Raw genomic sequence first — 15,064 nt, 5'->3', positions numbered from 1 at the left:
TAAACTATCAATTTTAAAAAGGCAGGGATAATCATCCCTGCCTTTTTTAGACGCTTAAAATAAATAGCTTTAAAAAATTATCTTCACGATATTGGCCATTTTTATAATTATAATCTAGTCTTATTGCCTCTTTTAGTAAACTAGCTAGTTGCTTGATTTCCAAATTATTGTTTAACGCCAATTTAATCCGGTATGGGTGAACAGCAAGTTCCCGAACTATTTCTGGTTCACTCCTACCCCGACTTTTCAAAATCTTAGCTACTAAAATCAATTCTAATTGATTTTCAAAAACGGCTAATAATTGAACGGGACCGCTACCTTCACGCAACTGATTATCTAGCCGATCTAACGCTTCACGATAATTATGTTTTAATGCCGTTTCTAGTATTGCAAAAACATTCTGGGCAAAAGATAGATCAACATTCTTCTTAATTAGTGTCTCAGTAATTTTTTGATCGACCGCAGCAACTTTCAATTTATTAAAGTTGCTTAAAATCGTATCTAAAATTTGGTCGCTTCGTTCAAGCAACAACTGTAAAGCAGACTTTGAAATTTGATAACCTTCGGCCGTAATTAATGATTTAGTTATTTTACTAATTTCATAGGTCTTAACTTTTGTCTCTATGACATTAAACTGTTTTAAAACTGTTTTCGTTAATTTTTTTCGGCGGTCTAATTTCTCATACGAGGCTACTAATACCAGAACATCATCCAATTGATCCATATTAGTAAAAATCTGTTGCAATTGATTTACTTGCTTTTGGTACTTTTTGGGAACCTTGGCAGTCAGGAAAAAAGGATTCTTCACGATTATCATCTTTTTTTGACTAAATAAACTAGATTCCGTGATATCGGCAATTAGATTATCCAAACCATCAGTTTCACAATCTATTATCACTTTTTCATAGGAAGAAAAGCGCTCTTCATGCATCAACGAACGGGAAAGATAGTCATTTAAAAAGCTATCTTCCCCGACCAGTATCGTCTGCGGATTATTGCTGGCGGTATTTTTAAATAAGGAAAGTAGTGTCATTTGTTTCTTCACCTTAAAGCTAATTAGTTTTATAAACAGTAATAATCATATCACATTCCAAGAACTAACTTTAGTTTCCCAGATACCTCACTTATCCAACCTACCTTCTAGCTATTAAAGCCTATTGCTTTCTGCATTAGGCTTTTTTATTTTGCTTTTACTGGTAAAAAACTAGAGAACTTCGAACTTGCAAACCTGCTATAAGTCCAAGTAATCATTCCACAGTCTTGTGTAGACGCATAAGGAATATGCTGCATTCTTAATGTTGCAATTGTTTCTGGATGAGGATGCCCGAAATGATTATTCCTTCCGGCAGAAATAAAGACCATTTCCGGTTGCAATTGCTTTAAGAAAATGGGATTCGAAGCGGTTTTACTGCCATGATGGCCTAGTTTAAAATAATTAGCTCTTAGATGAAAATTGGCCATAATCTCTTTTTCGCCTTCTTGACCTAGATCTCCCGTGAAAAGCCATCTTTTATTTTTTAATTTAAAAGTTAACGACAAAGAATCCTCATTTTTCCCTGGACCGGGCTTAAAAGGATAAACAACATTAAAACTAATCTGAGGCTCAATTACTTGATCACCGGCTATAAGTTCCACCAATTGGTTAGAAGTAAGATGCCCTGCAATTCTTTTGGCAAATGATGGGTTTTTAATGAGTCCGGCAGCCATATATAGCTTTTTTACTTTAATTTGACTTAATAGCGGACCCAAATCACCAACATGATCTGCATCTTGGTGAGTAACAAAAATGCCATCAATTTGATTTATTCCTAATGCTTTTAACAGTGGAAGGGTAATTTTATTGACCTGCGGGGTAAATTTTCGTTTGCCAAAATTAAGTTTGCCGCCGACGTCGATAAGGTAGACCTTTCGCGGAAAAGGCGTAGTGATTAAGATACTGTCTCCCTGCCCAACATCAATGAAACTTACTTGTCCCGTTAAAGGAAAGTGAATCGTACAAAAAAGCAACCCATGTAAGAGACCAAGTCCGCCAATAAATTTAATTTTCTTAAGTAAAACACCGTCATTCAGACAAACTATTATTCCACCCGTCACTAAAAGCATTCCCCCACATTGCCACCAATTAATCTTACCAAACGACAATAAGCCCAATTGTGTAGTCGAAATCTGACCAATCATCTTTTCACCGGTTTCTAAAATGAATTCAAAAAAACCAGATATTGTTGGTAGTTTGGCAAAAATGAATAAGTTTAAAAATGTTAACGGCATTACAATCCAGTTAAAATATGGTACCGCGAAAATGTTAAAAATAACGGTTAAAAAATTAAACTGAAAAAAGTAAAACAGTAATAATGGCAATAGCAAAGCATTTAAAGCTATTGACTGTTTAATACTGGACATTTTATTGGTCATTTCTAATCCTAGTGCCAATACATAACTCAATAAAGCACCCACTCCACTCATTAATCGCGGATCAAATAGTAAATGAATTATGCAGGCGAGCCCCAAGATGTCATATTGCGCGATTGGAATTTTCTTAAATTTGAAGATTTGCTTTAAAACAAAAGTTAAACTAGCTCGAAAAAAGCCGGCCTGGCCTTTGCTTAGAAAAATCCCAATAACTAATATTAGCAAACAACTAACAAAACTTTCCTTTTCGGTCATCTTAAGAAAGGAACAAATTGCTGTAATTACTATGGTGTAAATGCCAACATGAAGTCCAGAAATACTTAGAATATGAATAATTCCCAGATCTCGATAATTATTTAAGATAATTTGATTAGCTGAATTAGGATTTTCTCCTAAAATTAGTTCGCTGCTAAAAAATCCTAAAATTTGCGGCATTCTTTGAAAATACCTTTGTAATTGGTAGCGCAAGTGATGCAAGTAATCAATTAAACCAGTTCTTTTAAAGGATATTCTGCATGCTTTTAAATTAACTTTTTGCCAAATTTTCTCACTAGCATAGTATTTTTGCGCATCGAATTGACCATAATTTGTTGCCGGTTCAATTGAATTTATTTCACCTTGCAAGTCACTTAGCCAGATTGTTTTTCCTTGTTTTGCTTGCCAAATTTGTTTTTGACTTAATTTAGCTGTCACTAAGACTTTTTTACCATTTAATGTCCCTTGGCCTGAAAGCCAGTCCTCGCTGAGTTTAGTTTCATCAGGATAAAGTTTAATCACCGAATTTTTAGTAAGAGATAAAGAACTGGGACGAGCAGTAAACCAGTTTACAAGCAAAAAACTGGTTATCAGCAATAAAAGGACAAATACAAGTTTGCGATATTTCGCTATGGCCAATCCGCATAAATAGATAGCTAATAAAACAGTAACTGCTTTAGCTATGATAGTCGTGCATTGGTAAAGCAAAAAGCTACAATCAACTAGTAATAAGGCGGCAACTAAGAACAGACCAGGCTCAATGACATCAAACTTCGAGTTGATCTTTAAGCGCCGCAAATGTCTTGTCTCCAATTCCAGAAATCTGCTTTATGTCTTCGATACTAGCAAATTGGCCTTTTTTCTGGCGGTAAGCCAAAATTAATTCTGCCTTTTTCTCGCCAATCCCGTTCAGCTTTTGTAATTCTTGAGCATTGGCTGTATTAATATTGACCTTGCTGCTTTTTTCTTGTTCTTTTGCATCTGGCGTCTCTTCGCTGCTTGCATTATTGGCGGAAGAATTAGAACTTTCATTAACTGATAAAACAATCTGATTGCCTCTCACTTTTTCTCCACGATATGGAATGTGGATCTTGTCTTGATCTTTTAGAATTAATGCCCGGTTAACATTTTTTAATTGGGCATTCCTACTTAAACCACCTGCTGCCATAATCAATTCATTCAAGCGAGCACCATTTTTTAAAGTATAAACTCCTTCATTTTTAACTGCTCCCCCAATATCACAAGTTACCTCACTTGTTTTTTGATTAACCGAAGTTGATTCCTTTTGCTTTTTATCATCTAAATCTTGCTTGACAGAAGACGTTGAATTAACCACTTTGGGTTCACTTTTGACAATATTGTTGCCACTTTCTTGTTCACCTTGGCTTTGGTGTAAATATAAAAAGAAAGCGATAATAGCAACTCCAGCAATCAAGACATATTTTTTGTTTTCCAGAAGGAAATCTTTGATTTTTTTCCAATTCATACTTATCACCTCTAATATAAGTACGAAAAAAAGCCCAGAAATTTTTTCTGAACTTTTTAGCGGTAATGTTTATTTAAATAATTTAAAGCATCTTCAAAGGTTCCAACAGGAACAATTTTCATCTTAGTTTTAATTTCTTTAGCAGTTTTACAAGCAACCGCGTAGTTACTTTCGCTCTTTTTTAAAACCGTGGTATCAGTTGGTGCGAAAAAGACCTCCGCGCCAGCCTTATCTGCGGCCACAACTTTTTTGTCTACGCCGCCAATCGCACCAACTTGGCCTTTAACAGAAATTGTTCCCGTACCGGCTATTTTATGACCTTTTGCCAGGTTTTGCTGAGTAAAAGTTTCATAGCTAGCCAGGGTAAACATTAATCCCGCTGAAGGGCCGCCAATTGCTCCAGCATTAATACTTAGTTTGGGCTTAGTCGTGATTTTAACGTGTTCAATTAATTGGATTCCGATTCCTGGCTTATTCGTCCCAGCAACTTTCACGATCTTACCAGTAAATTTACGTTCGCGACCGTTGCGTAGAACATTAATAACGACATTCGAACCGATTTGCATTTTTTGAAAATAAGCGATCATTTCCTCAGTAGAGTGAAATCTCTTGCCATTAGCTCCGAGGACGGTATCTCCAATCTGCAGCTTACTCTTAAAGCTGGAATTTTTTTGAACCTGCATGACATAAACGCCCTCATAATTCAATTTAGGCTTTAATCCAGCCTTTTTGGCTGCATAGTAAATCGCATTTTGCTGACTTGTTTCCATATACCAATTTTGTAATTCTTGGTATTGGCTGCTAGTGGCATCGCCGAGTAATTGTTCCTTGGGAACCCGCGTATAAAACTTTTGCGTATAACTTAATAGGTACCGCAAAACCGAGGCGGGACGCGTAGTTTCACTCACCGTTACCAAGTAAAAATTATTGGGCTTCTTGTTTTTACTCTTCATAAATAGGTTAATGGGAACAGCTTCTCCTGGCATTTCAATATAGTAATCAGTTGGCCAGCTTAACCCGATGGCAACTAATAAAACTGCCAAAATGGCGAGTAGCCAGTTACGTTTTTTGTTAGTCTTTTTACCTTGTGGTTTTGGATGATCGCTCATTAGCCCTTCCTCAACTTCTCTTTTAAAGCCGCTGCCGAGCTTGCTGGTAAAAAGCTGCTAATGTTTCCACCAAACTGTGCAACCTCCTTGATAACACTTGAAGCGACATAACTATTATTAGGTTCGGTAAAAAATAAAACCGTTTCGATTTTAGGATTTAAATCATGATTCATGGCTGCGATTTCCTGTTCATACAAAAAATCTTCACTATTACGTACGCCCCGGATAATTACTGACGCACCTAACTCTTGCGCAACATTAACAGTTAATTTATCAGGTCGTTTTAAAACCTCGACTTTTGCTTGACCTTCGGTGGCATCTTGCACAAGACTAACCCGTTTATCAACATCAAAAAGATATTTTTTTGAAGTATTAGTCATTACCACAACGTAAACCTTATCAAAAATTTTAACGGCTTTGTTAATTACATCGACATGACCATTAGTAATGGGATCAAAGCTACCCGGAAAAAGTGCGAAACTCATTTATCTTCCTTTCGATAAAAACGAACAATTGTCTTACCCAAATGATGCTTTTTCGTTAAAGAAAAACCTTCAACTTCACCAATACTGGTTTCATCATCTGTTTCTGCAACCACAATTGCCGCATTAGTTAACAAATCTTTTTCAAGCATTTTCTTCATATCAGCTGCAATTTTTTGCTTAGCATAAGGGGGATCTAAGAAGACTAAATCAAATTTTTGTTTTTCACTTGCCAATTTTTTTAAAGCAGCATTACTAGACATTTTATATACAGTAAACCGATCCTCTTCTTTAGTTAATGCGACATTCTTACGGATGATTTCAACGGCCTGGTAATTGATATCAACAATTGTGGCATGCTCTAATCCTCGTGAAACCGCCTCGATTGCTAGTGCACCGCTGCCTCCGTATAAATCAAGAACTTGGCCCCCCGCAAAAAATTGCCCTAAGCTATTAAAAAGCGATTCTTTGACTTTATCACTTGTTGGCCTAGTTTTCTGGCTTTTAAGCGTCAATAAATTCCGCTTAGCATATTTACCTGCAATAATTCTCATGATAACTGTTCCGTATTTTTTTCTTGTTCTTCAAGCAACTGTTCTTCTGCCTCACTGGCTAAGTCTTTAATCTGCTGTTCAATATGTGTACTTGATAAATCAATATTTTCACCGTTGGAACGGTCAACACCATTAACAAAATCGAGTGAGTTCAAAACAGCAATAGTTTTATCAGCATCTTTTTGATCAACGTATAAGACACAATAGTTCATTTTTTTCGAAAAATAAACGATATCGCCAAAGCGTCTCAATTTATATTGATTGCTGACAGAGTTCAGGTAAACAATTAAGCCTTGCCTCTTAGTTACATTACTAGCTACTAAATCATGGTTAATGCTCATTAATAGCCTCTTCCTCTTTTCTAATTCGTTCATTTGCAGCGATATTCAAGACTAGTCCGATTGAAGTCGAAAGCACGATTAAGGAAGATCCACCATAGGAAATAAATGGCAGAGTAACACCAGTAATCGGTAGTAAACCTAGAACAGCCCCAACATTAAATAAAGTCTCCGTAAAAATAATGGTTGTAACACCAAAACAAACTAACGCATCAAACTGTGATTCGGCATGAATACCAACATCCATAATGCTCCACATCAAGTAAAACAACAGCGCTAAAACGGCTAAAGCTCCAATTACTCCGATTTCTTCAGCCGCCACAGCTAAAATAAAATCAGTATATGGTTCAGGTAAATAGCCCCGCTTTTGCATGCTATTTCCTAAGCCGACACCAAACAGCCCACCATTATGAATAGCATAATAGGAGTTGACCAATTGAGCTCCGCCTTTTTGCTCAAGCTCAAAGGGATGCATAAATGACATGAGTCGCCGATATTGGTAACTATCTTGTAAAAACTTGGGGTTCCATTTAATGATTAAAAAAACGAGAAAAAAAACACCAATAGCAATTGCTAACAAGCAAAGGACTGCTTTCTTGGCTGGAACTCCAGAAACAGAAAACATCACTATTACAATCATTGCCAAAATTGCTGTTCCGCCTAAATCAGGCTCAAGAACAACCAAAAACATCATTACGCCAGCTAAAATTGCTGGTCTAGACAGATTTTGAATAATATATCCTTGATTAAAAGAACCGTCGTGACGATCAAGATAATAAGCTAAATAAAGCACCAGAGCTAACTTAGCAATTTCAAGCGGTTGTATTTTGATGACTTTTAGATCAATCCAACCTACCGCTCCGTTGACTGCTGCGTCAGAACCTTTAAAAATCTTCAGGATAATCAAATATAGCAGTAGCATCATACTGATACCTAAAAACCAAGCCACAAACTTAGTATTTTTAAAGATTTCGAGCCTTAATAAGAAAGTTACTGCCGCAAAAAGGAAGACGGCAAACACAGCATATATTGCTTGTTTGATTCCATATGTTGCCGGCTTAAAACCATTTACGAGCAAAATATCAGAACTAGCTGAATAGACCATGATAATGCCAAATACAACTAGTAACAGATAAGGAACTAAAATTTTATAGTCCAGATGTTGAAATTTCTGTCGCAAAAGTAGCCCTCCTTTTTTGTAAATTATTATCCTTTATTATAAAACAAAAATGGCACCACTTCATCAGTGAGTGCCGTTCTTGTTGATAATATTTACTTTTTGTTACGTTTCTTATCAGCTTTTTGCCGCTCAGAAGTGTTTAAGATCTTCTTACGTAACCGAATTGATTTAGGTGTTACCTCACAATATTCGTCATCATTTAAGAACTCAATGGCTTCTTCCAAAGTTAAAGTTTTTGGCGTTCTGATTGCGGCGGCGTGATCCTTACCTGCAGCACGCGTATTAGTTAGGTTTTTACCCTTAATAACATTGACTGCAATATCACGGTCACGGGATGATTGACCAACGATCATTCCTTCATAAACTTCAACACCGGCACCAATAAATAGTTCTCCACGTTGTTCAACAGTTTGTAACGAATACGTAGTTGATTTACCTTGACTAATTGAAACCAATGCACCATTTTGACGACCAGGTTCCCAGTTTTTAACAACCGGTTTATAGCAGTCAAAACTATGGTTCAAAATACCATAACCACCAGTTAGAGACATAAATTCATTGTTATAACCAATTAGTCCACGTGAAGGTACTAAGAAGTCAAGGCGAGTCTGGTTATTACCAGTAGATTCCATGTTCTTCATTTCACCTTTACGTTGGGAAAGCGAATCAATGACCGAACCAACATATTCATCTGGCGTATCAACTTGCACAGCTTCGTATGGTTCGCACATTTGACCATCAATTTCCCGGTAAATTACTTTTGGACGAGAAAGTTGCAATTCAAAACCTTCACGCCGAAGTTCTTCAACTAAAATTGATAAGTGCAATTCACCACGACCAGATACTGTCCACGCATTAATTTGATCAGTTGGTTCTACCTTCAAAGAAACATCCGTCCGCGTTTGCTTAATTAAACGGTCTTCCAATTTCTTTGGGGTAACCTTGTCCCCTTCACGACCTGCAAATGGTGAGTCACTAGCAACAAAGTCCATTTGCAAAGTTGGTGGGTCAATCTTAAGAAATGGCAATGCTTCAGGATCTTCAGCAGAAGCAATAGTTTCACCGACAAAGATATCGTTAATACCACTGATTGCAATGATGTCACCAGCTTTAGCTTCTGTGATCTCATTTCTCTTCAAACCAAAGAAACCAAATAATTTAGTAACCCGAAAGTTTTGTTGTGAACCATCACGTTTCATAACTGTAATGTTGTCGCCAACCTTTACACTACCACGGTAAATACGACCAACACCGATACGGCCAACATAATCATCCCAGTCAAGCATTGTAATTTGGAATTGAAGTGGCTCATCAGCATTATCAAGTGGAGCTGGAATAGCTTTAATGATTGTGTCAAAAATAGGGTTCATCGTTTCTTTTTGAGTTGCTGGATCCGCATCATATGAGGAAGTACCATTCAATGCTGAAGCATAAACAACTGGGAAGTCAAGCTGTTCATCATTTGCTCCTAATTCAATGAATAATTCCAGAACTTCATCAAGAACTTCTTTAGGACGTGCGCCAGGGCGATCAATCTTGTTAATCACAACGATTGGTTTAACACCAGCTTCTAATGCCTTCTTCAACACGAAACGAGTCTGTGGCATTGTACCTTCATAGGCGTCTACCAATAGCAAAGCCCCATCAACCATGTGCATGATACGTTCAACTTCACCACCGAAGTCGGCGTGTCCAGGCGTATCCAAAATATTGATGGTAGTATCACCATATTTAACCGCAGTATTCTTAGATAAAATAGTAATACCACGTTCACGTTCAATATCATTAGAATCCATTGCACGATCTTCCAGAGCCATATGTTCGGGCAGAGTGTCGGATTGTTTCAATAATTGGTTAACCAAGGTTGTCTTACCATGGTCAACGTGAGCTATGATAGCTATATTCCTAATATCGTCTCTTCTTTTTTCTGACAAAAGTATTCCTCCTCCACTCTTCAATAAAAAAACTGTGACAATGTCACAGTTTCGGCGGCACGTCAAAAACATGCTAATCGAAGTGTTTCATATCTGTATATTTACGCTCATTGATTTTAACACCTAACTATATACTGGTCAACGTTTATCCCTCTTTTTCAAATTAAAAATTTAGTATAGAATAAAAAGCAGACAAATTAGCCTAACTTATGGTAAAAATATAGATATAACTTTTTATGAAAGAGTGAATGTAATTGATTTTAATGAAAGATATTACCCGCGACGGTGATCCTGTGTTACGACAAGTAGCAAAACCGCTAACTTTTCCTTTAAGCGACCATTATCGCCATCTTGCTGATGAAATGATGGAATACTTAATTAACTCACAAGATCCAGAAATCGCTAAGAAGCACCAATTGCGTGCCGGTGTGGGACTTGCAGCACCGCAGGTTGGCGAAAGCGTCCAAATGGCATCCTTGCTCGTACCCAACGATAAAAACGAAATTATTTTTAAAGAAACAATTGTTAACCCAGAAATTTTATCTGAATCCGTTCGTCAAGCATGTCTCAGCGAAGGCGAAGGCTGTTTAAGTGTTGATAAAGTGATTGATGGTTATGTACCACGACCAGATAAATTAAAAATTCATTATTATACAGTCGATGGTGAAGAAAAGACAATTCGGCTTAAAGACTACCCTGCCATTGTTGCTTCACACGAAATTGAGCACTTACGTGGTCACCTCTTTTATGACCGGATTAACAAACAAAATCCGTTCCAATTAGATGATGATACTGTTGTTATTTATTAATTGAGTATACCCGAAATTAAACCGTCAGCTGGTGTTTGACGGTTTTTTTATTAAACTATTAGAACTCGATTCTATACTTGAAATAACAATTATGGTAAAATTTTACTAGCTATTGGGTACTTTAAGCTACCCAAACAAGAACGTTTTATTAACTGAATAAGGAGAATACAAATATGATCTACAAAGTTTTGTATCAAAAAGATAAGGTAGTTAACCCTCGTCGTGAAACTACTCAGACTCTTTACTTAGAGGCTGAAAATTTAGTCACAGCTAGAACTTTGGTTGAGGAAAATACCCCCTACAACATTGAACTCATCCAAGAATTAGCTGGAAATTCACTCGAATATGAAAAAGAGCACGCTGATTTTAAATTGACGTCTTTCGAGAGTAAGAAGTAATTTAAGTGCGTATTAAAAATAATGAAGTCGCTGTCGTTGCAATCGGGGGGTTGCACGAAATCGGCAAAAATATGTATTGTGTCCAATACCAAGATGAAATTATTATCATGGATTGTGGAATTAAATTCCCTGAGGATGATCTTCTTGGTATTAATTATGTTATTTCCGATTATTCTTATTTAATTAAAAATCGGAAAAAAATCAAAGCCTTGGTAGTTAGCCACGGACACGAAGACCACATTGGCGGGATTCCATTTCTTTTAGAAAAAATACCTGAAATTCCCGTATATGCTACACCTTTTGCACTTGCACTAATTAAGGGAAAGCTTGAAGAACATGGTATTTTGCGGACAACTGAACTTCATGAAGAACATGAAGATACAGTTCTGAAATTTAAGAAATTAACTGTTACCTTCTTTAGAACTACTCACTCAATTCCTGATACACTCGGAATCGCGGTTCACACACCACTGGGTGCGGTTGTTTTTACTGGTGATTTTAAATTTGACCTAACTCCAGTAATGAACCAACCTGCACCAGATTTTCAGAGAATGGCTAAACTTGGTAACGAGGGCGTGCTGGCCCTTCTTTCGGATTCGACTAATGCCGAAGTTTCGCAATTTACTAAATCGGAGAGATTCGTTGCCCACTCACTGCATGATATAATCACAGGCATTCATGGCAGAATTATTTTTGCCACCTTTGCCTCCAACCTCTACCGGGTATCAACAGCAATCGAAGCGGCAATTGATACCGGAAGAAAGGTTGCCATTTTTGGTAGAAGTATGGAAAATGGCGTCCAAAACGGAATTGACCTCGGCTATTTAAATGTACCTGAAGGTTTAATCGTTGACGCTAATGAAATCAACCATACTCCAGCTGAACAAGCAATGATTCTTTGTACTGGCTCTCAGGGAGAACCATTAGCCGCTCTTTCTCGCATAGCCAATGGTACGCATCGGCAAATTAGTTTACAACCGGGCGATACAGTAATCTTTTCTTCCAATCCAATACCAGGTAACACTTTAAGTGTTAACCACCTCATTAATAAGCTAATGGAAGGTGGCGCAAATGTTATTCATGGTCGCATCAATAACGTTCACACATCTGGACATGGTGGTCAGGAAGAGCTGAAGATGATGGTCAGATTGACTAAGCCAAAATATATGATTCCTGTGCACGGTGAATATAGAATGCAAGTTGTACATACGGAATTGGCACAAGCTGCTGGAGTACCAGAAGATCACACCTTTGTCTTAGAAAATGGTGAAGTCCTCTGCTTTAGCCCAGAAGGTTCAAGAATTGCAGGTCATGTTCCTGCCGGCGATGTTTATGTTGATACGTCTGGAACTGCAGATGTGGGTAATGTGGTTGTGCATGATCGCCAAGTGTTATCAGAAGACGGCTTAGTCGTGGTAGTTGCAACAGTTGACTACAAGCATAAACGAGTATTGGCTGGCCCCGATGTTTTAAGTCGTGGTTTTGTCTACATGCGGGAGTCAACAGAATTAATCAATCAAGCGCAAAAACACATTTATCACATTATCAAAAGCGAAATGGATAAAGTAGAAACGCCTAAAGATAGCGTTGTTCGCAAGGCAATTATTGAGAATTTAGCGGATTTCTTATATTCCAAAACTAAAAGAAGGCCAATGATTTTGCCGATGATAGTTGAGAAAAAATAATTGAAGCCCAACCGGGCTTTTTTATTTAAAGTAAAAAACAAAATGAATTCTAATTTAAAAATACACCTACTCGTCAATGAAACTGCTGGTAATGGTCGTGCAAAAAAGATATTAGATCGTATGGTTTTATTGCTGATAAAGGAAAAGATAACTTTTGATGTTAAAAAGAGTGCATTTGCCGGTGAAGCCATTCGGTTAGCACAAACATATGCCGACAAGCAGCATTTAAAAAACGAAGTTTTGATTATTATTGGCGGTGATGGATCACTAAACGAAGTATTAAACGGTATCAAAAGATCGCAGAATCCGTTAACCCCGTTCGCCTACTTACCGGCCGGAACCGGAAATGACTTTGGCCGTGCTGCTAATCTTCCGAGTGATCCGCAAGTGCTTCTTGACAATATAAAACAGCACGTCTTTACCCCCACCCTAACTGATTGTGGCTCCTTTAGACTTCCCGAGATTAGTGAGCAAACTTATTATTTTGCGAATAGTTTTGGGATTGGCTTTGACGCATATGTGAACCACCTTAGCAATATTTCTAACCTAAAAAAACTGCTGAATAAACTAAATGAAGGCAAGTTAATCTACGTTCTTCATATTTTATCGGCCTTATACAAGCAGGATACCTTTCACGTTGATCTGGAAGCTAATGGTAAAAGATGGCATTATAACGATGCCTTTTTAGTAACTACAACTAACCACCCATATCTTGGTGGTGGCATTCCACTTTTACCTTGCGCTAAAATTGATAGTCATAAAATTGACACGGTCATTGTTGAAAAGGATAGCTTAAAAAAATTAGTTAAGCTTTTTCTAGATCTATTAAAAGATGGTTCTCATCTTAATGACCCGCAATTTCATTATATTGAGGCAGATAAAATTACGGTTATAACTAATCAAAAAGAATTCGCCCAAGTTGATGGCGAGCAAATAAAAAGACAGCCCTTTAAACTTGAATTTGCTGTTGATCAATTTAGACTGTACCGGTGAAAACAAAAAGAATCATGAAGAACTTATCTTCATGATTCTTTTTTTGCTTTAAATTTGATAAAGACTATACGATTTTGGATTGAGCAAAAATATTCATTTTACGTGTAAGTTTGTTTAATTCTTGAAGATTGACGTGGCTACCAGTAGTACAAATATCATAAATTCCACCATCGTCAATTAAGCGATGCTTAGTCAAATTAAAGCCATTCTGCTGATAAAATGCTAAGCGCTTTTGTCGCTGTTCATAATTGTCGGCCTCAGAAGTAACGGGCTCAATATCTAAGAAGATCTGCTTAGCGGGATATCTTTCTTTTAGTAAAGTCAGTACCTGACTGCCATACCCGTGTCCTCTTTTGGCCGGCTCAATTGCTAAATAGAAAAGATAAACCGCCTTTTTATCAACCGCAGTATAAGTGAGACCAATGAACTGATCCTGATCATACAGACCATCAAATTGAACTGCTTTTTTTAAGGACAATAACTGCAACTGCCAAAGTGGGAATCGCTCATTTTGCGGGAAAGCACTTAAATATAGTTTTTTAACTTTCCGATAATTGGCAGATAACCATTTAACCTGTTTAAATTTTAAAATAATACCCTTTCTTTCTCTCTAAAAATTAATCTAAAATGCATCAAACGAACCATTCTTTTTTTCCTTTTTAAAGCAATAATTGAAAATAACAATGCCAACAATTAGCCAAAACAAATTAACTACTACAAAAATTATGTAGGTATTAAGCGGAACGCTTTTACCTATAAATAAGCTCCGTACGATTTCGATACCACTGGCATAGGGAATAATCTGCTGATAAGGCGTAATCATTGGTTGATAGATATTGGAAAACATCACCAGTAAGGCCTGCAATATTGTTGCCCACTGTCCCATTCGCTTATAATGAATTGAACCAGAGGCAAAAATCATCCCAATACCAAACATTCCTAAGTTTGAAATCAAGGTAAAAACAAATGTTAGTAAAAAAGCAATACACAAGTCAAGCAATGAAAAATGACCAAAAAAGCTCGTGACAATACTGATAATGATTAAATAAATCCAGGTGTAGAGTTCTTCAACAATTGTTTGGACTAAATAGATTAGCCATAAGGGAAGAGCTGATTGCGCCTCAGTTTCAAATATTCCCGATATTTCATCGCTTTCGACACTACTACTACATGAGTTTAAGGCAGAAACACCATTGCTCCAGAACAAATAGCCGATTAGAGTTATCAAGACATTGCCCTTGATCCCATATTGCTGACCAATATTATTACCGTTTGCTCCGAATAAAATGAGTAGCAGGGCACCAGCATATATGATCATTTCGGTGATTGTTGCACTGAGATAACGCAGTTTGATTTTTAGCTGCAGCTTAAGCTGAACCACAAACAAAGTTACCAGCTGTTTTAACTTATTCATTTAATTCACCCCTTGACT

General features: G+C 37.0%; 15 protein-coding genes. 4 read left to right on the top strand and 11 right to left on the bottom strand.

The features are described from left to right. Nucleotides 1-46: 46 nt before the first annotated feature. From holA to typA, 9 genes are all read right to left on the bottom strand, one after another. Entirely contained in the window at nucleotides 47-1,033 is a 987-nt protein-coding gene (gene holA, locus J3U73_RS02080) for a DNA polymerase III subunit delta (RefSeq protein WP_267409437.1), read from the bottom strand. A gap of 146 nt (nucleotides 1,034-1,179) precedes the next feature. Continuing rightward, nucleotides 1,180-3,462 carry a DNA internalization-related competence protein ComEC/Rec2 gene (locus J3U73_RS02075; RefSeq protein ID WP_267409436.1) on the bottom strand — a complete coding sequence of 761 codons (2,283 nt, stop codon included), beginning with the start codon at nucleotides 3,460-3,462 and terminating at the stop codon, nucleotides 1,180-1,182. Then, complete coding sequence (locus tag J3U73_RS02070; protein WP_267409435.1) at nucleotides 3,431-4,150, bottom strand: helix-hairpin-helix domain-containing protein; 720 nt, start codon at nucleotides 4,148-4,150, stop codon at nucleotides 3,431-3,433. The genes J3U73_RS02075 and J3U73_RS02070 overlap by 32 nt, the downstream gene beginning before the upstream one ends. A gap of 56 nt (nucleotides 4,151-4,206) precedes the next feature. Next, nucleotides 4,207-5,259 (bottom strand): SepM family pheromone-processing serine protease, encoded by a 1,053-nt coding sequence (locus J3U73_RS02065; protein WP_103751557.1) that lies wholly within the window; start codon nucleotides 5,257-5,259, stop codon nucleotides 4,207-4,209. Then, entirely contained in the window at nucleotides 5,259-5,744 is a 486-nt protein-coding gene (gene coaD / locus J3U73_RS02060) for a pantetheine-phosphate adenylyltransferase (protein WP_103751556.1), read from the bottom strand. The genes J3U73_RS02065 and coaD overlap by 1 nt, the downstream gene beginning before the upstream one ends. Beyond that, nucleotides 5,741-6,295: a 16S rRNA (guanine(966)-N(2))-methyltransferase RsmD gene (gene rsmD, locus J3U73_RS02055; protein WP_103751555.1), complete on the bottom strand. Its 555-nt coding sequence runs from the start codon at nucleotides 6,293-6,295 to the stop codon at nucleotides 5,741-5,743. Before rsmD ends, coaD begins: the two co-directional genes overlap by 4 nt. Further along, entirely contained in the window at nucleotides 6,292-6,636 is a 345-nt protein-coding gene (locus J3U73_RS02050) for a YlbG family protein (RefSeq protein WP_103751554.1), read from the bottom strand. Before J3U73_RS02050 ends, rsmD begins: the two co-directional genes overlap by 4 nt. After that, complete coding sequence (locus J3U73_RS02045) at nucleotides 6,626-7,813, bottom strand: FtsW/RodA/SpoVE family cell cycle protein (protein WP_220221097.1); 1,188 nt, start codon at nucleotides 7,811-7,813, stop codon at nucleotides 6,626-6,628. Before J3U73_RS02045 ends, J3U73_RS02050 begins: the two co-directional genes overlap by 11 nt. A gap of 92 nt (nucleotides 7,814-7,905) precedes the next feature. After that, nucleotides 7,906-9,747: a translational GTPase TypA gene (typA, locus tag J3U73_RS02040; RefSeq protein ID WP_267409434.1), complete on the bottom strand. Its 1,842-nt coding sequence runs from the start codon at nucleotides 9,745-9,747 to the stop codon at nucleotides 7,906-7,908. A gap of 254 nt (nucleotides 9,748-10,001) precedes the next feature. Here typA and def point away from each other — a divergent pair, with 254 nt between their 5' ends. The 4 genes from def to J3U73_RS02020 all read left to right on the top strand — a co-directional run bounded on the left by def (nucleotide 10,002) and on the right by J3U73_RS02020 (nucleotide 13,632). Then, nucleotides 10,002-10,556 (top strand): peptide deformylase, encoded by a 555-nt coding sequence (def, locus tag J3U73_RS02035; protein ID WP_103751551.1) that lies wholly within the window; start codon nucleotides 10,002-10,004, stop codon nucleotides 10,554-10,556. A gap of 173 nt (nucleotides 10,557-10,729) precedes the next feature. Beyond that, on the top strand, nucleotides 10,730-10,954 hold the full coding sequence (locus tag J3U73_RS02030; RefSeq protein ID WP_103751550.1) for a DNA-dependent RNA polymerase subunit epsilon: 225 nt from the start codon (nucleotides 10,730-10,732) through the stop codon (nucleotides 10,952-10,954). Nucleotides 10,955-10,959: 5 nt separating this feature from the next. After that, nucleotides 10,960-12,639: a ribonuclease J1 gene (gene rnjA / locus J3U73_RS02025; protein WP_220221095.1), complete on the top strand. Its 1,680-nt coding sequence runs from the start codon at nucleotides 10,960-10,962 to the stop codon at nucleotides 12,637-12,639. Between the two features lie 42 nt (nucleotides 12,640-12,681). Further along, a complete protein-coding gene (locus tag J3U73_RS02020) occupies nucleotides 12,682-13,632 on the top strand; it encodes a diacylglycerol/lipid kinase family protein (RefSeq protein ID WP_267409433.1) in 951 nt (316 codons plus the stop codon). Nucleotides 13,633-13,696: 64 nt separating this feature from the next. On the opposite strand, the gene J3U73_RS02015 is transcribed toward J3U73_RS02020, so the two are convergent. Both J3U73_RS02015 and J3U73_RS02010 read right to left on the bottom strand, forming a co-directional pair. After that, a complete protein-coding gene (locus tag J3U73_RS02015) occupies nucleotides 13,697-14,110 on the bottom strand; it encodes a GNAT family N-acetyltransferase (RefSeq protein WP_267409432.1) in 414 nt (137 codons plus the stop codon). Between the two features lie 144 nt (nucleotides 14,111-14,254). Next, nucleotides 14,255-15,046 carry an ABC transporter permease gene (locus J3U73_RS02010; RefSeq protein ID WP_267409431.1) on the bottom strand — a complete coding sequence of 264 codons (792 nt, stop codon included), beginning with the start codon at nucleotides 15,044-15,046 and terminating at the stop codon, nucleotides 14,255-14,257. Between the last annotated feature and the right edge of the window lie 18 nt (nucleotides 15,047-15,064).

It is taken from the genome of Lactobacillus sp. B4005 (assembly GCF_026536045.1).
GTDB classification, from domain to species: domain Bacteria; phylum Bacillota; class Bacilli; order Lactobacillales; family Lactobacillaceae; genus Lactobacillus; species Lactobacillus panisapium.
Note: the sequence above shows the minus strand (reverse complement) of the source record. Positions and strands in the feature narration are given on the sequence as shown.

What these genes read in the sequence shown, in the direction of transcription:
- J3U73_RS02050 (WP_103751554.1), bottom strand. Translation starts at nt 6,636, where the DNA reads ATGAGCATTAACCATGATTTAGTAGCTAGTAATGTAACTAAGAGGCAA.
- rsmD (WP_103751555.1), bottom strand. Translation starts at nt 6,295, where the DNA reads ATGAGAATTATTGCAGGTAAATATGCTAAGCGGAATTTATTGACGCTT.
- J3U73_RS02070 (WP_267409435.1), bottom strand. Translation starts at nt 4,150, where the DNA reads ATGAATTGGAAAAAAATCAAAGATTTCCTTCTGGAAAACAAAAAATAT.
- J3U73_RS02030 (WP_103751550.1), top strand. Translation starts at nt 10,730, where the DNA reads ATGATCTACAAAGTTTTGTATCAAAAAGATAAGGTAGTTAACCCTCGT.
- J3U73_RS02065 (WP_103751557.1), bottom strand. Translation starts at nt 5,259, where the DNA reads ATGAGCGATCATCCAAAACCACAAGGTAAAAAGACTAACAAAAAACGT.
- J3U73_RS02010 (WP_267409431.1), bottom strand. Translation starts at nt 15,046, where the DNA reads ATGAATAAGTTAAAACAGCTGGTAACTTTGTTTGTGGTTCAGCTTAAG.
- J3U73_RS02020 (WP_267409433.1), top strand. Translation starts at nt 12,682, where the DNA reads ATGAATTCTAATTTAAAAATACACCTACTCGTCAATGAAACTGCTGGT.
- coaD (WP_103751556.1), bottom strand. Translation starts at nt 5,744, where the DNA reads ATGAGTTTCGCACTTTTTCCGGGTAGCTTTGATCCCATTACTAATGGT.
- holA (WP_267409437.1), bottom strand. Translation starts at nt 1,033, where the DNA reads ATGACACTACTTTCCTTATTTAAAAATACCGCCAGCAATAATCCGCAG.